Annotated in this window: 21 protein-coding genes; 9 read left to right on the plus strand and 12 right to left on the minus strand. The window is 31.4% G+C overall.

Annotated elements, in window-relative coordinates:
- The first annotated feature begins 198 nt into the window (after positions 1 to 198).
- Positions 199 to 774, plus strand: coding sequence for a phosphatase PAP2 family protein (locus bsdtw1_RS03140; protein WP_183276150.1), 576 nt, complete (start codon positions 199 to 201; stop codon positions 772 to 774).
- Positions 775 to 790: 16 nt separating this feature from the next.
- Positions 791 to 1,354, plus strand: coding sequence for an undecaprenyl-diphosphatase (locus bsdtw1_RS03145; protein WP_183276151.1), 564 nt, complete (start codon positions 791 to 793; stop codon positions 1,352 to 1,354).
- Between the two features lie 43 nt (positions 1,355 to 1,397).
- Here the strand turns inward: bsdtw1_RS03145 and bsdtw1_RS03150 are convergent, their stop codons facing one another.
- The 8 genes from bsdtw1_RS03150 to bsdtw1_RS03185 form a co-directional block, all read right to left on the minus strand.
- Positions 1,398 to 2,141, minus strand: coding sequence for an ABC transporter permease (locus bsdtw1_RS03150; protein ID WP_183276153.1), 744 nt, complete (start codon positions 2,139 to 2,141; stop codon positions 1,398 to 1,400).
- A complete protein-coding gene (locus tag bsdtw1_RS03155; RefSeq protein WP_183276154.1) occupies positions 2,138 to 2,893 on the minus strand; it encodes an ABC transporter ATP-binding protein in 756 nt (251 codons plus the stop codon). The genes bsdtw1_RS03150 and bsdtw1_RS03155 overlap by 4 nt, the downstream gene beginning before the upstream one ends.
- A 17-nt stretch (positions 2,894 to 2,910) precedes the next feature.
- Positions 2,911 to 3,876, minus strand: a complete 966-nt coding sequence (locus bsdtw1_RS03160) for an ABC transporter substrate-binding protein (RefSeq protein WP_183276155.1) — start codon at positions 3,874 to 3,876, stop codon at positions 2,911 to 2,913.
- The gene (locus bsdtw1_RS03165; RefSeq protein ID WP_183276156.1) at positions 3,869 to 4,456 is read right to left on the minus strand and encodes a UbiX family flavin prenyltransferase; all 588 of its coding nucleotides are present in this window, start codon (positions 4,454 to 4,456) and stop codon (positions 3,869 to 3,871) included. The genes bsdtw1_RS03160 and bsdtw1_RS03165 overlap by 8 nt, the downstream gene beginning before the upstream one ends.
- Before the next feature lie 12 nt (positions 4,457 to 4,468).
- On the minus strand, positions 4,469 to 5,338 hold the full coding sequence (locus bsdtw1_RS03170) for a UbiA-like polyprenyltransferase (RefSeq protein ID WP_183276157.1): 870 nt from the start codon (positions 5,336 to 5,338) through the stop codon (positions 4,469 to 4,471).
- A complete protein-coding gene (locus tag bsdtw1_RS03175; RefSeq protein WP_183276158.1) occupies positions 5,325 to 6,773 on the minus strand; it encodes a menaquinone biosynthesis decarboxylase in 1,449 nt (482 codons plus the stop codon). Before bsdtw1_RS03175 ends, bsdtw1_RS03170 begins: the two co-directional genes overlap by 14 nt.
- Positions 6,774 to 6,867: 94 nt before the next feature.
- A complete protein-coding gene (locus tag bsdtw1_RS03180) occupies positions 6,868 to 8,151 on the minus strand; it encodes an aspartate aminotransferase family protein (protein ID WP_183276159.1) in 1,284 nt (427 codons plus the stop codon).
- Positions 8,152 to 8,378: 227 nt separating this feature from the next.
- Positions 8,379 to 10,310 (minus strand): U32 family peptidase, encoded by a 1,932-nt coding sequence (locus bsdtw1_RS03185; protein WP_183276160.1) that lies wholly within the window; start codon positions 10,308 to 10,310, stop codon positions 8,379 to 8,381.
- Positions 10,311 to 10,622: 312 nt separating this feature from the next.
- On the opposite strand from bsdtw1_RS03185, the gene bsdtw1_RS03190 reads away from it, so the two are divergent.
- From bsdtw1_RS03190 to bsdtw1_RS03215, 6 genes are all read left to right on the plus strand, one after another.
- A complete protein-coding gene (locus bsdtw1_RS03190; RefSeq protein WP_183276161.1) occupies positions 10,623 to 12,032 on the plus strand; it encodes a L,D-transpeptidase family protein in 1,410 nt (469 codons plus the stop codon).
- A gap of 117 nt (positions 12,033 to 12,149) precedes the next feature.
- Positions 12,150 to 13,244, plus strand: a complete 1,095-nt coding sequence (locus bsdtw1_RS03195) for a cellulase-like family protein (RefSeq protein ID WP_183276162.1) — start codon at positions 12,150 to 12,152, stop codon at positions 13,242 to 13,244.
- 47 nt (positions 13,245 to 13,291) lie between these two features.
- Positions 13,292 to 13,516, plus strand: a complete 225-nt coding sequence (locus tag bsdtw1_RS03200) for a hypothetical protein (RefSeq protein ID WP_183276163.1) — start codon at positions 13,292 to 13,294, stop codon at positions 13,514 to 13,516.
- Between the two features lie 134 nt (positions 13,517 to 13,650).
- The gene (locus bsdtw1_RS03205) at positions 13,651 to 14,634 is read left to right on the plus strand and encodes a tocopherol cyclase family protein (RefSeq protein ID WP_183276164.1); all 984 of its coding nucleotides are present in this window, start codon (positions 13,651 to 13,653) and stop codon (positions 14,632 to 14,634) included.
- Between the two features lie 453 nt (positions 14,635 to 15,087).
- Positions 15,088 to 15,717 (plus strand): uracil-DNA glycosylase, encoded by a 630-nt coding sequence (locus tag bsdtw1_RS03210; RefSeq protein WP_205245267.1) that lies wholly within the window; start codon positions 15,088 to 15,090, stop codon positions 15,715 to 15,717.
- A gap of 44 nt (positions 15,718 to 15,761) precedes the next feature.
- Positions 15,762 to 16,445, plus strand: coding sequence for a pseudouridine synthase (locus bsdtw1_RS03215; RefSeq protein WP_183276165.1), 684 nt, complete (start codon positions 15,762 to 15,764; stop codon positions 16,443 to 16,445).
- A gap of 185 nt (positions 16,446 to 16,630) precedes the next feature.
- Here bsdtw1_RS03215 and bsdtw1_RS03220 read toward each other — a convergent pair whose 3' ends face one another.
- On the minus strand, positions 16,631 to 17,593 hold the full coding sequence (locus tag bsdtw1_RS03220; RefSeq protein ID WP_183276166.1) for a methyl-accepting chemotaxis protein: 963 nt from the start codon (positions 17,591 to 17,593) through the stop codon (positions 16,631 to 16,633).
- Positions 17,594 to 18,051: 458 nt separating this feature from the next.
- On the minus strand, positions 18,052 to 18,393 hold the full coding sequence (locus bsdtw1_RS03225; protein ID WP_183276167.1) for a cupin domain-containing protein: 342 nt from the start codon (positions 18,391 to 18,393) through the stop codon (positions 18,052 to 18,054).
- 325 nt (positions 18,394 to 18,718) lie between these two features.
- Here bsdtw1_RS03225 and bsdtw1_RS03230 point away from each other — a divergent pair, with 325 nt between their 5' ends.
- Positions 18,719 to 19,465: a DUF438 domain-containing protein gene (locus bsdtw1_RS03230; RefSeq protein ID WP_183276168.1), complete on the plus strand. Its 747-nt coding sequence runs from the start codon at positions 18,719 to 18,721 to the stop codon at positions 19,463 to 19,465.
- Positions 19,466 to 19,801: 336 nt separating this feature from the next.
- Here bsdtw1_RS03230 and bsdtw1_RS03235 read toward each other — a convergent pair whose 3' ends face one another.
- Both bsdtw1_RS03235 and bsdtw1_RS03240 read right to left on the minus strand, forming a co-directional pair.
- A complete protein-coding gene (locus bsdtw1_RS03235) occupies positions 19,802 to 19,957 on the minus strand; it encodes a hypothetical protein (RefSeq protein ID WP_183276169.1) in 156 nt (51 codons plus the stop codon).
- Positions 19,958 to 19,983: 26 nt separating this feature from the next.
- The gene (locus bsdtw1_RS03240) at positions 19,984 to 21,081 is read right to left on the minus strand and encodes a GerAB/ArcD/ProY family transporter (protein ID WP_183276170.1); all 1,098 of its coding nucleotides are present in this window, start codon (positions 21,079 to 21,081) and stop codon (positions 19,984 to 19,986) included.
- Between the last annotated feature and the right edge of the window lie 22 nt (positions 21,082 to 21,103).

Below are 21,103 nucleotides of genomic sequence, written 5' to 3' on the forward strand. Positions count from 1 at the left end.
CTTTTATAAAGCTAAAATCCTAATTTTAATCTGAATTTAATGCTATTCTCAGATTCTTTTAATATTAAAATGATAATATAAAAATGTATTATTAATGAATTTTACAGCATAAGTATTGGGAAAGGGACAAGCTGAAGATTACGATTTGACACTTCTTAAATGTTGCTATACATCTTATAAGTAGAATGAGGTGATTATATGTATTTAAGCATCTTGAAGAAAATAAATGTTTTTGATAATTATATTTTGTTATCAGTGAAAAGATATTTACAAAACAAATATTTTGATAGAGTAATGACTTTAATAACTAGCATGGGAAATTTAGGTGCCATTTGGGTTGTTATAGCTTTAGTTTTAATTTTAAATAGGGATTACACGATGATTGGAGATACGGTTATACTAACATTAATTATAAGTACAATCATTGGAGAAGGACTGATAAAGCATCTGGTAAGACGTATTAGACCATGTAATTTTTACAAAAATATAAATATGCTGATAACTAGACCGGATTCTTATTCCTTTCCATCAGGGCATACTTTATCTTCTTTTGCCGTTGCAGAAGTATTATCAACATACTTTAGTGAATATAAGCTGCTATTCATTGGAATTGCATTTTTGATCGCATTATCAAGAATATATTTATATGTTCATTATCCAACTGATGTCATAGCTGGAATAATAATTGGAACATTATGTTGTAAATTAGTATTTGTAATCTTAAATGAAGTAGATTTAGCTGATATTACTGGATTTATACAAAGTTTGATATAGAAGGGAATAACTGAAGATGAATATGGATTTTTTTAGATTGATAAATAATTTAGCAAATAAAAACGTAGTTATGGATAAAATAATGATTTTCTTTTCAAAAGATGTACCTTATATTTTTATGGCAATAACCGCCATAGTGTTTTTCGTAGGAATTATAAATAAAAAAGATGAGTATAGAAAAATTGCCTTTAATACCTTCCTCATTACACTAATTAATTTAATAATTAGTTTTATAATTGGAAACATATATTACGTTAATAGGCCTTTTGTTAATAACAAAGTGAATTTATTAATGACTCACCCAGCAGATGCATCTTTTCCAAGTGACCATGCAACTGGAACAATGAGCATAGCATTAGGACTTAGAAGATATAATAAGATGCTTAGCATAATATTAATGGTACTTTCATTAATCGTAGGGTTTTCGAGAATATATGTAGGGCATCACTATCCTTTAGATATAATTGGTGCATACATTATTGTTGCTATAACAGGACATATTTATGATTTGAAATTAAGAGATAAAGTTAATAGATTGTATGATGTAGTAGAGAAAAAAATAGTAGCTATCCGTTTATAATGGATAGCTATTATTTTTATGCTTTTATCTACAATTAATAAAATCAGGCCTTCCAGCTACATGCAGTTTCTTCAAAAATATCGATCAAAATGAATAGACCAAATCCTAATAGACTTAGTATTATTATCCCTGCATACATTTCGTTATAGTCAATTCTGCTCCAGGCATCTAGGATATAATACCCCATACCATACTGAGTTCCGTAACCTTCTGCAAAAAATAAGATAGACAGCGCAGTTCCTATTGAAAGTCGTACACTAGTAAGTAATTCTGGCAAAATTGCTGGTAAGGTTATATGGATGAATATTTGAAGCTTTGAAGCGCCAAGACTTCTTAGGGGATTGTAGGTTTCTGATGGAATGTTCAGAACTGAATCCCTAACTGCTACAATAATCTGAAATACAAGTATCAACACAATGATAAATATCTTTGATAAATCCCCTAGGCCAAATAACAGCATTACCACTGGAAGCAATGCTGTTTTTGGAATTGGATAAGTAAAGTAAACAAGGGGATTTAATATTTTATTCCATACCTTTGAGTAGGCCATAAGTAGACCAACTACAATCCCTATAAATAAGGATATGCTGAGTCCATATCCAACCCTGTATAGACTGACTAAAACATGTATATAAAGCTTTTCGCTGAATATGTTGCCAATGTTAAGATATACATCAGTAGGCTTTGGAAGTACCCTCATATGAATTATGGTTGCAAGAAGATACCACAGAAGGTTGAATAGCACAAAGCCTTGAACAAATAGCTTAATTTTCTTTAATGCCTTCATATTTTCCATCCCTTTTTTATTATAGTTCTAAGCTGTGATGATAATTTTAGATATTCTTCACTTTCTCTTAAATGTTCAGTATTAAACAAAGGATTATCTATTGTTTTAACTATGGTACCAGGACAGTGGGACATAATTACAATCCTCTTTCCCATATAGATAGCCTCTTCTATGCTATGAGTAACAAAAACTGTAGTTGTTTTATACTTATTCCATATATCAATGAAGAGCTCTTGAGCCTCTTCTCTTGTCAAAGCATCTAAAGCAGAGAAAGGCTCGTCCATTAAAAGTAAATCAGGGTTCATGATAAAGGCTCTAGCTATAGAAACTCTTTGCTTTTGACCTCCACTAAGCTCATTAGGATATCTGTTTCTTAATGAATAAATATCTAATTTATTTTGGATGTAATCAATTCTTTCGTTAATAGAACTATCTAGGGCTTTACCTTTTATCTTAAGAGCCAAGGTGCAGTTTTTCTGAACATTTTTCCAGGGAAGAAGTCCAAAATTTTGAGGTATAAAGCCAATATTATGTTTTTTAGGAGACAGCTGTTCACCATTTAGTTTTACTTCACCTTGATAATCCTTTATTATGCCACTCAGTACATTAAGTAAAGTGGATTTGCCACAGCCTGAGGGACCAATAACCGCATATATGTCTCCAGGGGCGATTTTCATACTGACAGGCCCAAGAGCTGTTACTAAATTTCCCTGAGATTTATAACTTACTGAAAGATTATTTATATCTAACATAGGAGGCCTCCGTAAAATTATTTAATTCCTATATCATTCATTACATCTTTAGGTGTTAAAGTCTTTTTAACAAGTCCATTTTTTACGGTCCAATCAATAACTGCTTGAACATCAGCTTCCTTAGGTAGAGCATTTTTCTTAAACTTAGGTAAGTTAAGCTTTCCTTTCATATCAGCTGGATAACCAACAGATTTTATAATTGTATCTTCATATTCAGAAACAGGTGTATTATTTAAGTAATCTACAGCTTCATTGTAAGCTTTGTAAAATGCTTTAATTTCTGAACTCTTTGAGTCTATTGCTTTCTGAGTAAAAGCTGTTACTGAAGAGTAAACATTAATATCGCCTGCACTACCAAGACGTATTCCACCATCTTTTAAAGCAAGAGAAGCAAAAGGTTCAGGCAGAAGTGCTGCATCAATATTACCGTTTCTAAGCATTTCAAGTCTTGTAGGTATAGCTGGAACTATAGATTTTTTTACTTCTTTAGGGTCTATAGAATTTTTTTCTAATATCTTATCTAGAGAGTATTCTATAGAAGTTTTCTCAGAGATTGCTACACTTTTACCTTTTAAATCACAAACTGATTTTATTCCTGATTTTGAGTTTGCGATAAGCATGAAATCACCATTAGTAACTCCAGTTATCTTTACATCAAAGTCGGCATTTTGGTAAAGAGAAATTGCTATCTCATCACAAATAACTCCATCTAAATTTCCAGCTTGAAATGCAGCATCCCTATCTTTAGAGTTTTTGAAGGTTTGTAGATTAACGTCTACACCTTCCTTTTTGAAATATCCTTTTTCATTACCTATTACAAGTACAGCAGCATCTACAGAAGACATTGCTCCAAAGTTTAGTGTCTGCTTAGAAGACGTTTTTGTAGATGTTGAAGCTTCTTCCTTTACAGGTGAGCAAGCAGTTAAGGACAGCACAAGTGCTGAAGAAGTTAATAAAGCTAATATTTTTTTTAGTTTAGTCATTTTTGTGGTCCTCCCATTTTGTAAATAATGTATTTTCTATAGAAAGTGAATCTAAAATCTTTCCAACTACGAAGTTAATTAAATCATCCATACTTTGAGGCTTATGATAAAAACCTGGTACAGCTGGTAGAATAGTAACTCCAAGCCTAGAAAGCTTTAGCATATTTTCAAGATGTATTGCATTCAGTGGTGTTTCCCTAGGAACTATAATAAGTCTTCTATTTTCTTTTAAAGAAACGTCTGCAGCTCTGCATAATAAATTCTTAGCTAGGCCCATGCTGATTTCTGCTAAAGTTCCCATGGAGCAAGGAAGTATAATCATAGCATCAAATTTATAGGAGCCACTAGCAACTCCAGAAAATAGGTTATCTATATCTTCAAGCTTCACATGGTCATACTTTTCTTTCAAACCTATGAACCATTCATCAAGATCAATGGAGGTTTCGTATTTCATAACTTTCTTACCATTGTCAGTACAGATTATATGAACAAAGATTTCTTTTTTTAAAAGCTCTTCAATTAATCTTATTGCATATATACTTCCACTGGCTCCTGTAATTCCAACAACTATTTTTTTCATATGTAATCTCCTTTATATAAGTGCATCGATAACTCCACATATTAAAAATGTAATACTGATTATCTGATTTATGCCGTATGAAGCTATTTTTACATTGGTTAAATTATTTGGTGAAACCATCTTATGTTCAGCAATGAACAAGACGGAAATGATTGTAAGTCCAATGTAATAGATAACTCCTAAATGACTGCTTAAAATTCCGACGATAACCAATAAGCATAAAGTTATACCGTGAAAAAGAGTAGAGATATGAAGAGCATTTCTTACTCCAAATCTTGCAGGTATTGAATGTATTCCATTAGCTGTATCAAAATCATAATCCTGTGCTCCGTATATTATATCGAAGCCTGCAACCCATAGAGTGTTAGCTGCTCCCATAAAAAGAGGAAGCCAAGAGATTTTTCCTGTTATCGCAAGCCAAGCTCCTACAGGTGCCGCTGCTGAGGTGATTCCTAAAACCAAATGGCAGGCCCAAGTAAAACGCTTTGTATAGGAATAAATAACCATAAGGAATAATGCTATAGGTGATAAAATTAAGCATAATGGATTTAGCATTGCTGCAGAAATAACCATTAATAAAAAGCATCCTATAACAAATAATATTACTTCCTTCTTTTTCATTAAGCCCTGAGGTAACTGTCTTGTAGCTGTTCTTGGGTTTTTAGCGTCTATTTCAGCATCGATGACTCTGTTGATAGCATTTGCTCCAGTTCTAGCTCCCATAAAGGCAAGTAGTATCCAAAATATCTTGTAAGGAGAAGGAAGTCCATTACTAGCCAGTAGCATAGAAATAAGTGCAAAAGATAAAGAAAAAATTGTGTGTGAAAACATAACTAGTACTCCATAGTCATGAATTTTTTCAATAGCTTTATTCAATATCATATTCAGCCCATCTCCTTGAAACAAGATCTTTAATGTCTTCTGACATTTCAATGTCGTCAGGCCATTCTCTGCTATGACCTTCACTTGGCCATTTTTTAGTAGCATCAATACCCATTCTGTGTCCGTAATGAGGCAGATCAGATGCATGATCTAGAGCATCTAGAGGTCCTTCTGATATTACAACATCTCTTTTTGCATCAATATTATTAAATACCTTCCAGGCTACAGTAGATATATCCTGTGGACTTACATTTTCATCAACAACAATTATCATTTTTGTATACATCATTTGACCTATACCCCAAAGTGAGTTCATTATCTTTTTAGCATGTCCAGGGTAACGCTTCTTGATAGAAACAATGACACAGTTATGGAAAACTCCTTCAAGTGGAAAATTAAAATCAATTATTTCAGGATATTGCATTTTAAGTAGTGGTAAGAAAATTCTTTCCGTAGCTTTACCCATATAGCAGTCTTCCATAGGTGGCTTACCTACTACAGTAGCAGGATATACAGCATTCTTTTTGTGTGTTATACAAGTTACATGGAATACAGGGTAGTAATCGGCAAGAGAATAATATCCTGTATGGTCTCCAAAAGGTCCTTCAAGTTTCAACTCTTCGTTAACATCAACATAGCCTTCTATAACAAACTCTGCATCAGCAGGTACATAAATATCATTAGTTATAGATTTAACAAGTTTAACTGGAGATTTTCTTAAAAATCCTGCAAACATCATCTCATCAATGCTTTTTGGAAGTGGAGCAGTGGCAGAATAAGTGATTGCTGGATCACATCCAAGAGCTACTGATACAGGCATTTTTCCACCAAGTGCTTTATATTTTTCATATATTTCACGGCCATCTTTATGTAAATGCCAGTGCATACCTGTGGAGTTTTTATCATAAACCTGAAGTCTGTACATTCCTGTGTTTTGAATTCCTGTTTCAGGGTCTTTTGTCATAACAAGTGGAAGAGTTATAAATCTTCCTCCATCTCCTGGCCAGCACTTTAATATTGGAAGTGTTGATAGATCAGGGTCATGTTCTATAACTTCTTGGCAAGCACCTTTAGTAGGCAATTTTATAGGGAATACAGTTGCCATTCTAGTAAGCCTTGGAAGAGATTTAATTTTTTTCATGAGGCCAAGATAATTAGACATATCTATAAATTCTTCTATATCATTTCCTATATCATCTAGTTTTTCAACGCCTAGAGACATACTCATTCTTTCATAAGTTCCCATGGCATTGATAAGAACCGGATATTTTGAACCTTTAACATTTTCAAATAAAAGAGCAGGACCATATTTTTTTGATACTCTATCAGTTATTTCAGTGATCTCAAGATCTGAATCAACTTCAGTTTTTACTCTTTTTAGCATGCCTTTTTCATCCAAATGTTTAATGAAATCTTGCAAATCTTTGTAAGCCATAAGTTTTCTCCTTTTGTAAAAAGTTTTAAGATTTAAATTATATATACTTATAAATTAATAGTTCTAAAAGTTTTAGATTTTCAGGTATTCATACTTAAACTTGTTGTAGGTGAACTTTCTCTAAAACCTCAGCTAAGCTTTCAACCATTGAAGCTATATCCTCTTTTGTAATAACTAAAGGAGGTTGGAAAGCTAAGACATCTCTATTTATGCCGTTTTTACCGATTAGGAAACCAAGATCCTTCATTTCCTCTAATATAAAATCTGTAATTTCAGCAGAGTTTACTTTATTATTTGGTGCCTTGATTTGTATACCAAGCATTAGACCAGCTCCTCTAACTTCAGCTATAAATGGTGAGGAAAGCTTTTCTAATTCTTGCTTTAAGTAAGCACCTAATTCCTTTGACTTTTGAACTAAGTTGTTTTTCTCAATATAAGCTAATACGCTTAATGCAGTTTGAGCAGCTACAGGATTTCCTCCGAAAGTTGATGCTGAAGGTCTATTAAAGGATTTTGCTATCTCATCTGTTGTTGAAAAAGTAGATATAGGAATTCCATTGCCTAGTGCCTTAGCAGTTACAATAATGTCAGGTGTAACCCCATAGTGTTCTATGCAAAACATCTTACCAGTTCTTCCGTAACCAGTTTGAACTTCATCGCAAATCAGCAATACATTATGTGAATGAAGCAGTTGTTGTACTTTCTTCAAATAATCTATTGGATATAGTATGATTCCTCCATTACCTTGAAGAGGCTCTAATATCATTGCACAGATTTCAGCACCATGCTCTTTTAAGACTGCTTCAAGTTGGAGCAAAGATTTTTCCATTGCTTCTTTGTAAGTACTGTCTGGAGAGTAAGGTCTTTCAATGAAAAAAACATTATCATTTACTAAATTATCATCTAATCTCCACATAGGTATTCCAGTAACGCTTAGGGTTAAGTGAGTTCTACCATGAAGGCCCCCGTTTAAAGCGATATATTTAGTCTTTTTAGTATGTAGTCTTGCAAGGGCCATGGCACCTTCATTTGCTTCAGAGCCAGTAACACAAAAGAAAGTTCTTTTGATATCCCCAGGAAGTATCTTTGCTAGTTTTTCAGCAAGATCAACCATTGGCTGAGTTAAATAAAGTGTTGTTGTATGTTGAACTTTATTAAGCTGATCAATAGTATCCCTAAGAATTTCTGGATTTGAATGACCACAGTTCATAACTGATACTCCAGCAAAGAAATCAACATATTTCTTATTTTCATGATCAAAAAGATATTGCATTGAACCTGAAACTATTTGAGGTGGTCTTTGATAAAAGTGAGCAGTTGCTGGGTAAAAATAATCTTTTCTCTTCGATAATATATTATCAGGACCTATATAATTCATAATCTAAATCACTCCTTTTTTGGGGATATGAAAAATTAAAATATTTTTTCACACCCTTTTATGAAAACTTAATTTATGCTTGTTCCAAAATTACAGTTTCTAGCAATTTTAGTGCAAGTATAAATTAGTAATTAAAACTGTTTAGAGATATAAAGCCCAATATAAAATTTATACTGATACAAAGCTATCATTAAAATTAGAAAATTGTTATCCATCAAGGTTTAAAACTATATAGATTTGAAGGATAATGCACCAAGTGTAAAGCCTGCTCTTTTTGGCTGTAATTGTGAATATAACTCTTTACATTTAGATTTATCTGATATAGCAGTTTGATAAACCTCAATAATGGTTTTCAACTCATCAAGAGTATAAGTTTGTCCCTCAATACGTAGATTTATTGGCTTTTCGAAACTTAAGCTTTCAAGTATTGGAAGTAAACAAAACTCCTTAGAGGTAAATAAATGATTCTTTCCATTTTGATCTATATAAACTGGGTTTTCACCTTTATCAGTCATTAAAACTAGCACATCATTTTCTACATATTTATTATCACATTTTTCTATAGGTTTTAAGACGTCAATATTTTCATAAAGGTTATGATCTAAATACATAACTCTTAATGGTCCATGAGCTATTAATTCAAGTGGTGACTCTGACAAACTTATAAACTTTGCAAGTTCATTATTTTTTATCTCTAAAGAAATAGTAGTTTCATTAACACCAAGATTTCTATAGAATTTTGAGGCTTTTTCATTATAAATATTTAAGTTATAGTTGGTGATTAAAGGATACTTATGTCCATATTTATTGATAGCTCCTAAATTTGATACAAGTAACCCATCGAATAAATGTCCATGTTTTTCTAAATAATGATCGAGCATATCAAATTGAAGTTCATTCATCATTTGTGGCAAATCTAGATAAATTTCAGTTTTATTTTTTGTATTAACTAAGTCCTGTAGCTGATCTAAGCTTACAAATTGATCTGGTAGTAAAACCTCGCAAGGTAAGTAGATTCTATCTACTCCGAGCTCTATAGAAAGCTTTGCTTGAGCATAATTATTTACCTTAACAGATAACTTGTTTTTAGAAGCTACTTTGCCATTGAAATTATTTAAATCTGACTGAAGTTCATTTATAGCTTTATCAGTAATTTCTGGTTCTTCAGTAGGCACAGAAAAAACTTTACCTGTAGAGTAGAATTTACCTGTTCCTTCATAACGAGTGTTTATAAAGTCTAAACCTGGTCTACCAAAAGCATAAGCAGTAGTGAAATCACGTTTTCTGCCATCGAACAATTCAGCAGCGTGCTCTTTACGATTAAAGCTTAAAGGATTTTCTATGTATCTATCAATTGCATCTCCATAGGCATTTACTAAATCAACTATAAAATCAGTATCTCTCATACGTCCTTCGATTTTAAAGGATGTGATTGAGGCTTCAATAAGCTCAGGAATATGTTCATACATATACATGTCCTTTACCGCAAGAGGGAATTCAGTGTTAAACAAAGAACCATCTTTTTTTATAACATATGGCCATCTGCAAGGTTTAAAGCATCTGCCACGGTTAGAACTATTGCCAAAAACTATAGAACTGTAGTAGCAGTTCCCTCCGTTTGCAACACACATATCTCCATGGACAAAGTATTCAGTTTCGATATTAGTTTGATTCTGCAAATGCTTAGCGGTTTTCAAATCCATTTCTCTTGATAATACAACTCTAGTTACTCCAAATTCTTGCAATGCTTTTACAAACTCAATATTGTGCACATTCATCATTACAGAAGAGTGAATCTCGAAGTTATTAAAGTTATGTTCTTTACAAATTTGCAGAATTCCAAGATCTTGAACTATGATTCCATCAACAGGAACCTCGTTTAAGAAACGTAGATACTCAATTGCTTCATCAATTTCACTATCATTAATCATATTGTTTACTGTAATATAAACTTTCTTATTAACAGCATGTGCCATCTTTAAGGCTTCTTTTATCTCTTCATCAGAAAAGTTAAACCCTTTTCTCATCATTCTCATATTTAAAGATTTTCCCCCAAGATAAATTGCGTCGCAATTTGCTTGTACCATCTTTTTGAAGGTTTCCATGGTTCCTGAAGGGGCTAGTAGTTCTATTTTTTTATTATTAAAATATCTTGCCATATTTCCTCCTGAAATGCATTACATGTAGATTTGGATTTTGGTAATACGTTTTATGCATAAATATTAACCCATATATTATAGTACATTAAAATTGTAGGAAACTACAAGTATAGTTGGAAGGTTTTATAAAAAAGAACCTTAGGTTTCATGAATTGGGTAATTATATAAAAGGTTTATTAGAAGGGGCAGAGATAAAAATATATATAAAGAATTATGTAAAACTTATGTTTATAAAGGGCATAACTACTGAGGGACAAACATATTATAAATTGTTAATGTTTAAAATGTATTTTATGAAGGGTATAAAAAGGTATGAATAAATTTGATTTTAAAAATCTTAATATAAAAAAGCTGTTTGAAAGTAAGCTTACTGGAAATCTTATTATTGTAGTATCAGCATTTGTATTAGTATATTTAGTGGGTGCAATATATTTTTCTAGTCATTTCTTCTTTAACACTGAGATTAATGGAATTGATGTATCATTAAAGTCTCATAAGGAAGTAGAAGAGATAATAAAGAATGGTGTTAAGGGGTATAACCTAACATTAATTGAGAGAGATGGAGTAAAGGAAGAAATTGTTGGACAGGCTATAGAACTTAAGTATAACGATAAAAATAGTTATTTTGATGTATGTAGAGATATAAATATATTTAAGTGGGGGATTTCATTATTTAAAAAGCAAAGGTGTTATGTGGAGGATCTATTTGCATACAACAAGGTTAATTTAGAGAATAGAATAAATCAATTAGGATGTTTAAATAAAGAAATAATTGAACCTAAAAATGTAAGCTTTATATATAAAGATGGTTCCTATGAAGTTGTGAAAGAAGTATATGGAAATAAGATTAATAAAGCTAATTTAGAAAAGGCCATAGAGAAAAGTATACTAAGAGGAGAAACAACATTGGACTTGAACGAAGGTCTTTGCTACGATAACCCAAAATATACTTTAAACTCTGATATAACTGCTAAAACTAAAAAGCTGTTAAATGAATATATATCTTCAAGAATCATTTATTTATTTGGAGATAAAAGCGAAGTATTAGATAGTGATACAATTAATAAATGGCTTAGTGTTGATGATAAGCTTGAGGTAGTAGTTGACGAAAAAGCACTTAAAGAATATGTAAATGCATTAAGCAAAAAATACGATACTATAGGCATAGCAAGAAAATTTAAAACTTCTGTTGGAAAGACCTTAGAGGTTAGTGGAGGCTTTTATGGTTGGAAGATTAATAGAGATGATGAAGCTAAAAAATTATTAGAGATTATAAAGATCGGCAGAACACTTGAAAGAGAACCTATATATGCTCAGAAGGGTGTAACTAGAGGAGAAAACGATATAGGTAATACTTATGTAGAGATTAATATAACACAGCAGCATCTCTGGTTTTATAAAAATGGAAAGCTTGTAACTCAAGGAGATGTAGTAACAGGTAATCCTAATGTGGGGAATTCTACTAAGCTAGGAATATACATGCTTAATTATAAACAAAAAGGTTCAACTTTAAGAGGAGAAAATTACGAATCAGATGTAACTTATTGGATGCCTTTTAACGGAAATATAGGCATACATGATGCTAGCTGGAGATATTCATTTGGTGGTGATATATATAAGAGCAACGGAACTCACGGTTGTGTTAATTGTCCATTGTATTTAGCTAAAACAATCTTTGAAAATATAGAACCGGGAACTCCTATAATTTGTTATGAGGAATAGTAAAGTGCCCTATTGAGTAGACCAAGACAGTAGTCTACCCAGTAGGGTACCTTTATTATATTGTAGGTACATATTAAAATGAATTTAGAGGTTAAGTTTATTGAGGGAGAGAAAACTATGAGAAAATTAAATGTAGATCGACCATTAGCAATTACTATGTGGGATTTTTCATGGCTTGAAAGGCGTTGGCCGGGAGCTGGTTATGAGGACTGGGATAAGGTACTGGATGAATTAAAAGAGAGAGGATATGATGCAGTAAGAATTGATGCTTATCCCCACTTGCTTGCACAAGATCCTCATAAAGAGTGGACTTTAATACCATTTTGGAATTTGCAGACATGGGGGAGTCAATCTGTAAATAAGGTAATTGTATATGATAATCTGAAAGAATTTTTGGAAAAATGTAAGCAGCATGAATTAAAAGTAGCACTATCTACATGGTTTAGAGAAGATGAAGATAAAACAGCTTTGAAAATAATGACTCCAGAAGATCACGGTGAAGTATGGAAGATTACTTTAGATTATATAAAAGAGTGGGGACTTATAGATAACATACTGTATGTAGATTTATGCAATGAATTTCCTTTAACGTGCTGGGCACCATTTTTAGAAAATGTCTATGGGAAAAGTGAATTTGTTAGAGACTCAAAAGAAATTGTGAATTGGATGAAGCAATCTGTAGAATATCTAAGGCAATATTATAAGGATATTCCATTGTGCTATTCATTTTTAATACCGTATGATAACAGCGAAGAAGATGTATCGTACTTAGATGTACTGGAACCACACATTTGGATGGCTCAATCTAGTAATTTTTATGAAATAGTTGGTTATAACTATGAAAGATTTGATTCTACTGGTTATGATAACTTGGCAAAGTATGGTGAAAAAATATATAGAGCAAATCCACAGTACTGGCAAAGCTGCTTAGCAGATAATATTAAAAGAGTAGCAGAGTGGTCCAGAAAATCAGGGAAACCAATTATAACTACAGAATGCTGGGGAATAGTAGACTATAAAGATTGGCCTCTTCTTAATTGGGAGTGGGTAAAAGAACTCTGCGAATTTGGAGTTAAAGAGGCAATAAATACAAGAAGATGGATTGCAATAGCAACTAGCAACTTCTGCGGGCCGCAATTTCATGGCATGTGGAGAGATATTGAGTGGCATCGCAAGCTGACTGATTTAATACATGAAAGTAAATTTAATTAGTATCTTTACAAAAGCGACACCAGTGTCTTGCAATAAAAGAGACACTAGTGTCGCTTTTGAAATCCAAGCATATGGATTTTTGCGATTATTTATTTTTTGCTCGTCAAATGAAGAAGTTTGGGATAGTTGGAGATAATGATATGTATCATGTTAGAGATATTCTTACTGAGTGCCATATAGGCTTTTTGGATAAATACATACTTGGCGATGACAGTAAAGCTTTGCATAAGCATAAATTTGACTGTGTTAAAAAACATAGAAAATATAAATAGAAAAACACATAATAACGCCTCTTTGACTAAATAATATTATATAGCATCAGAATTATAGCATGATTATAATTAAGGCTTTGAAGCCTGATAGGCAAAACTAGTATATTGCTATGAATATAAAAAGAGGTGTTTTTTTGATTAAGTTAGTTAGAAATCCAGATATATATCATGGGAAGAATGAAAGGTCTAATTTTTTTGAGGGCTGGTACTTCAAACTTGTACAGCCACGTACGGGGGATACATATTGCTTCATACCAGGGATATTCTTAGGTAAGGAAGGAAATTCACATATCTTTATCCAGGTTCTTAAAGGGAATGAGAAAAATTTTAAATATTTAAGATATAGGGAAAATCAATTTAAGGCTAGTACATCAGAGTTCAATTTTCAGGTAGGAGGAAGTTCATTTTCACTTAAGGGGATAAGTCTAGATATTAATCAGCAGTATGAAAGGATATTTGGCACGTTATACTTTGATAATATAGTTAGGTGGCCAGATAGTGCTATTAATCCTGGTAGTATGGGATTTTACAATTATCTAAGTTTCATGCAATGCTACAGTCAAGTTTGCGCTGTTGATGGTAATATAAGAGGAAAGCTTTCTATTAATGGTAGAATAGTTGATTTCACAGGAGGTAAACTATATATTGAAAAAAACTGGGGAAAAGCATTTCCCTATTCCTACATTTGGGCTCAGGGAAATTCATTTAATGATGGAGACGGATCCATTACATGTTCTATAGCTCATATACCCATGCCTTTTCCAATGAAGAGTTTCACAGGCTTTTTAATAGGAATATATGCAAAAGGAAAGTTCTATAAGTTTACAAGTATAAATAGAAGTTCTCTATCCATTAGCTGTGAAGAAGAAAAAGTTATCCTAAAAACTTATAATAAAAATTATTTTCTCAAAATAGAAGCTTTCTATAAACAAGGAACTTTTATGAAGCTATATGCACCTCGTGATGGAAATATGATCCCTGTAGCAAGTGAAACTCTTCAGGGAGAATTAAATGTTACTCTCTTTGATAAAAAAAGAGGAAGTATGATATTTAATGATAGGAGTTCTTCCGCTGGTATTGAGTTCTCAGAAAACTATATGGATTTGATTTATAAATAAGGCTACGTTTTAGCATCGAGTGGATAACTACTTAATTTAACGCGGTGCTTTAACAACGGTATAAATAAAAGCTTAGAATCTTCCTATTTTGCCAGTAGATAAAGTATACCTTTTATCAGTTTTGCCTTTTATCATATTTCTACTTTTGTTAGAATTAAATAAGAGTATAGCCAAAAAAGATTTATTATTAAAATGTCTATTAAAAAACGGAAAAAAGATAAGTAATACAATCCGGTGAAATATATGAAGATAGTAGCTTCTGTGTTAGATTATTCATCGGATTCTTTGTTTTTTATAGATAAACTACTTCATATTTAAACCTATCAAAATAAAGATTAGTAGAGTAATCGAAATCTTTATTTTGAATTCAAGGAATGAAGTAGTTTACCTGTTCAGAGGAATAAATCGTGCTAAGAATAGTTAATATGAACAAATACAAAAAGGGATGATTAAATGATAAAAAAGTTAGAAGCTTTTGTTGAAGAGCTAGCAACTATGGAAGTCACACCAAATGTGTACAATCAGTATTCATATGAGCATGAAGAAAATTTAATAAGAAGAGATAATCTTCTAATATATTTAAAACAGATGTATAAAATAAAACCTAAAATAATACTTGTAGGAGAAGCTCCAGGATATAGAGGATGTAGACTTACTGGAGTCCCATTTACTAGTGAGCATTTGCTTATGAATAATATAGATGGTTTAGATTTGTTTGGAAAAGAAAAAGGGTATAAACTAGCATTAGAAAAGGACAAACTCCTTAAAGAGGCAACGGCAACAATAATATGGAATACACTTGTAAAATACGATATGATGGTATTATCGTGGAATGCTTTCCCATTTCATCCTTATAAACAAGATAACAAAGAAAGTAATAGAACTCCGTTAAAGAAAGAACTACTAATTGGAGAAAAGCCTCTGCTTAAAATGATTGAAATGTTTAACATTGAAAAAGTAGTTGCCATGGGAAATAAGGCAGAAGAAAGTCTCAATAAACTAGGTATAAGCTGCGATAAAGTAAGGCACCCTGCACAGGGAGGAAAAAACGACTTTGTTGATGGCATGAGGTTAATAAAGTAAATACCATGATATAAATACTTAAGATAAGGGGCATAAGGTTTAAGATGAGGATAAATAAACTTCTTAGTAATTTAGGATTTTGTTCGAGAAAAGAAGCTAATAGAATTATAGAAGATGGTAGGATAACGGTTAATGGAATTCAGTGTATTCCAGGACAATGGGTTGAGCTTGAGGATAATATCCTTATAGATGGTGAGCCTATACCAGTAGTAGAAAAAGTGTATATTGCTTTAAATAAGCCAGTAGGGATAACCTGCACGGCAGCAAGGGAAGTAAAGGATAATATTATAGATTTCATGAATTATGATAAGTATATATTTCCGGTGGGAAGATTAGATAAAGAATCACAAGGCTTGATATTAATGACCAATGATGGAGAACTTTCCAACAAAATTCTAGAATCAGATAATATGCATGAAAAAGAGTATGTGGTTACTTTGGACAAAGACTATGATGATGAATTTCTTAAAAAAATGTCAAGTGGAGTAGATATCGGAGGAGTTATAACTAGGGAATGTAATCTTAAGAGGATTAATGAGGATACTTTTTCTATAGTATTAACTCAAGGTCTTAATAGGCAGATAAGAAAAATGAGTAGAGCTTTAGGGTATACGGTTATAAAGCTTGTTAGAATAAGAATATTAAATATAAGTATAGATGGAATAGAAAATGGTCAGTGGAGATACCTCACAGAAGGTGAGGTTGAAGCACTAAAAAATATAATATGATCAATTTATTAAGGAGAAGACATAACCTGATTATGATTTAAATCAGTTATGTTTTCTCCTTATTTTTGACACAAGCTTAATCTAGGTAAAATCAAATACTTAATGGTTGAATATAATCAACTATTAATATCAACTTAACTGTCAACTTTGCTTGTATTTGGAACTGGTTTATCTATAGCAAAGAGTTATTTGCTCGAGGATATAAATTCTTCGCTATAAGTAGAAAGGTTTCTTTCAGTTTTAGCCAACTGATCGTCCACAACACTAGCATCTTTAATATGACTTATTATAGTAGAGACAGTTGTTTTAAGAACTTCATCAACAGTTCCTATTTCCTTATTCATTTGTTCTATGTTTTTTCTCTGTGTTTTTATAGTACCTATAACTTCTTTAATTTCTTTTTCTACAACAGATATTGAAGATAAGCTGTTTTCTATCTTTTCTATGGCTCTGCTTGATGCAGCAACACCTTTAGTTATAACAGCATTTGATTTATCAGCATTGCTTAGAACTACCTTTGTTTCACTTTCTATGCTAGAGATAAGATTTGAAATATCTAACGTACTATTTTTAGTTATCTCAGCTAATTTTCTAACTTCATCTGCAACAACTGCAAAGCCCTTACCTTGTTCGCCAGCTCTTGCAGCTTCTATGGCAGCATTTAAGGCAAGTAGATTTGTTTGACTTGCTATATTAGTTATAAGCTGAACTACCTCATTTACCTTACTGAACTTTCTAGCAAGCTCGTTTATGCTGTTTGTACTATTGTTATTTTCATTTTCTAAAGACTTTATTATCTCGTCCATTTCCTCAATGGCAGCTTTGCCTTCGTTAGACTTATTAACAGTATCTTTAGTTATTTCTATCAACCTACTACCACCTAAATTAAGATTATCAGTAGAGTTTATAGTTTCTTTGGAAAGCTCTGAGATATTGTCCATATGGCCTTTAACTTGATCAGTAAGATCAACTAAAACATTATGCTGTTCATTCACAATGTTGTGTTGTCCAACAGTTTCACTCAATAATTTATTTGCAGATTCTATAAATTGGATAGTTTGTTCTTTAAAGTTATTGTGGCTATGTTGTAAACTTGATGATTCTTTAGGTAGAGATTCCTGTAATTTTTCTTTATTTTTTCTAAACATAAATTAAAACTCCTTGATATTATGATTCGATTTGTTAAGTAGCCTATGAAAATTTAAATAACATCTGTCTGATAATCCATACATTTGTATACTTTGTTAGATGTTTGAATTATTTGTTGAGGTATAACCTTATAGCGGTATTAGTATGTTTATATATCGTAAGTATTATAGGTAACCTTTAAGTAAATCTATGTATATATTTATTGTTTAAATTTTTAATACCATATAGGTACAATGTCAATTCTATACGTAAATTTATTAATGATTAACAACTTTAAGACTAAAATATAAGTTGAATTATAGAGTTGTCAATCTAAAAAAACTTCATGGCTAAAATTTTAATTTGGACACGGTTATAACATCTCTAAATGAAAAAATCTCTGCATGAGCTGCTGCAGAGATTCCATAGGTTATGTTTAGTAGTACTGGTGTAATTTTATATAAACATAACCTTCTTATTATATTTCCTTTGAATATACTGCAGATGGATTTGGAGTTAGAACAATAAATAAAGACATATCTTTATCTGAGGTATTCTTTATACTGAATACTTCTACACCTTTACAGTGAATAACATCACCAGCTGTAATATTATTTGGATTTCCGTCAACAGTCATTTCTCCATCTCCAGATAAAACATGAACTAAAAGGTCGCTTTGTTCATGGTTGTGTGGAGGAACTCCTTGACCTGGTCTAAAATTAAGTACAAAACTTAAAAGTTTATCTTCCTTAAAGATTATTCTTTTAGTAATTGAATCGTCACTGAAAGCAATTTTATTTGATATTTTCTCTATTTTCATAATAACCCTCCAAGATTAAATTATTTTATAATATATAGTTTGTGTTTATTTATAAAATTTAATTATTGCATATTTAAATTATTGCTTATTAATAATATTTAAGAATAAGCTAGATCTAGCATTTTTAAAATAAATTCTTAAGAATTTTAATTTTTTAGATTTATTTATTTTAAATTCATGAATTGGATGTTTTTGATGTTTTGAATTACTAAACAAATACATTATATCCAAAATAAAATTTAAATACTGTGATTTAAATCAAAGAATTGTTTAAAAATTAGTATTACAATTTGAGTATAGAAAAACACGGTAGGAGGAATTAGGGATGGATAAAATTAAGGCATTAACTGGTATATTAACTAGATTAAATAATGGTGAATCAATAGAAAGTATTAAAGATGAAACAAAGGATTTATTAGAAAAGATCAGCCCAACTGAATTATCTTTAGCAGAGCAAAAGCTAGTAGAAGATGGTATGAAGACTGAAGATTTAAGAGGGTTATGCGTAATTCATATGGAGATGTTAAAAGATACTTTGGAGAAACTTAAAGCATCAGTTGATAAACAACATCCTTTATATATGATGATTACAGAACACGATAGTATATTAGGCTTCTTACAACAGTTAGAACAACTTAACAACAAGATTCAATGCATGGATAAAGACTCTATAGTTGAAGAGAATGTGAAAAATCTTGGAGAATTAGCTAAGAATTTAATTTCAGCAGAAAATCATCACTTAAGAGAAGAGGATGCATTATTCCCAGAACTAGAAAGACTAGGTATTACTGGTCCTACAAGAATTATGAGAATGGAGCATCAAGAACTTAGAGCAAGAAAGAAGAACTTATTACAATTATCTGAACAGTTCGATTCTGCAAACTTAGACGAATTCAAAAAACAAGTAGATGATAATGCTAAGTATTTGATATTTAACTTAAGAGATCATATATTTAAAGAAAATCACATATTATACCCATCAGCACTTGAAAGCGTAGAAAGTAGTGAAAAATGGCAAGAAATAAAAGATAAATGTGATGAAATTGGGTATTGCCCATTTAGTGAAGTTTAGTACTAATTCTAGTAGCTCACTCATATAACACCCCCTTGTATAACCATATAATTTCGAACAATAGTTTTTAATGATTATTGGAAAATTTATCTTAAAGCTAGGAACATTAATCCTTTTCCCCCTTAAGGATACTGCTCCTAGCTTTACTTTTATGTAAAGCCCTATATGAGGTGATTATTAATAAAAAGGGTATTGAAAAAGAATTACTGAGCTTAATTTTGAGTTTTAATTTATAGGGATTCTCTACTGAAATTTTATTTATATTTTTTAATATCTTGTTATCTGAGAACTTTCGGGGATATATAAATTAATAATTGATATTGAAACCCTATAAATTTAACTATCAGTATGTTTTTCATCTTTAGTAACATGCTTTTCACGTATATGAGTAATGAAAGAAAGTAAAACTCCTAAAGTAAATAACAGTATAGGCATAAGCCAAGGTTTTGTTATCATAACCTTTGATTTCCATGCAAATATAAAATCTTTCATTGTGACTATCAGCTCCTAAAATATGATTAACATTTATCAATGGATAGTTTTTTTCTTATTAAAGAGACAATAAATAATATTATGGGAAGTATGTAAAATAGTAAAAGCCATAAGTTATATGGCATGATTTTTAAACCTGCCTCTATATGTTCAGTAGAGTTAGAGGCCATTGACATACCAAGGTATAATATTATTGCTGCTGCAGGTATAACAAATATCCTGTGGCTTTTTGTATATGTAAGCTGTTGAATCCCACGAACTCCTGAATAAAGGTGAATACAAATTTTAAAGAATGCAGTTGTAAGGAATAATAGTACGTTTAGTGCATCAAGGTTTTGTATGAACTCGCCTATTTTTATTAATCTAACCAATCTAAACATTGGAAAGATGCTTCTTGAAAAAATGGTCTCACCTAGAACAGCTACTGCAAAAAAATCTAAAGCAGATATAAAAATTCCAGAAAGTAAGGTTGCTATTAAAACAGTTCTGGTAAGCTTATTTTTATTGTTAACAAAAGGATATATCATAGCAAGTTCTATACTTTGGCCAAAGGTCTGAGTTATGCCTAGTGGAAAAACAGCCTTCCAGATATCCTTCCAGCCTTTGCCTAAGAATGGTTTGAGATATTGTAAGTGTATAATGTCTGAACTAAATATTAATACAACTATTAATATTGAAATAATAGATATAAATGGTATAAAAAGTTCACCAAGCCGTCCAATTACTTCTATGCCTGAGAATACTGCATAACTAGCAACTAATATTAATACTAATGAAGTTACAATATGGGGAGTATTCGGCAAAAGGGTATTTGGAATTAGTGACCGTAAATCTCCAATAATACGGCCACCTACATATAAAAATTGAATAGTATACATCCAGGAAATAGGTGTGCCAAGCCACTTACCAAACTGATTAGGATACCATTCTACTAATGATAGCCCTGGATTTAGTGAATAAAGTTTTAAATATATGTAATTTATAAGTAGACCTATCAAAGTGCAGATTAATACAGATATCCATGCAGCTCTGCCAGCTTCAGAGGAAAAACCAAATATTACAGTTGTACCAATCTGATAAAATGCAACAAGAGCAAATAATTGAAAATTAGAAATCTTATTCAAGGAAATATCTCCTTTATTTTTA

It is taken from the genome of Clostridium fungisolvens, assembly GCF_014193895.1.
In the GTDB taxonomy this organism is placed as follows: domain Bacteria; phylum Bacillota; class Clostridia; order Clostridiales; family Clostridiaceae; genus Clostridium_AR; species Clostridium_AR fungisolvens.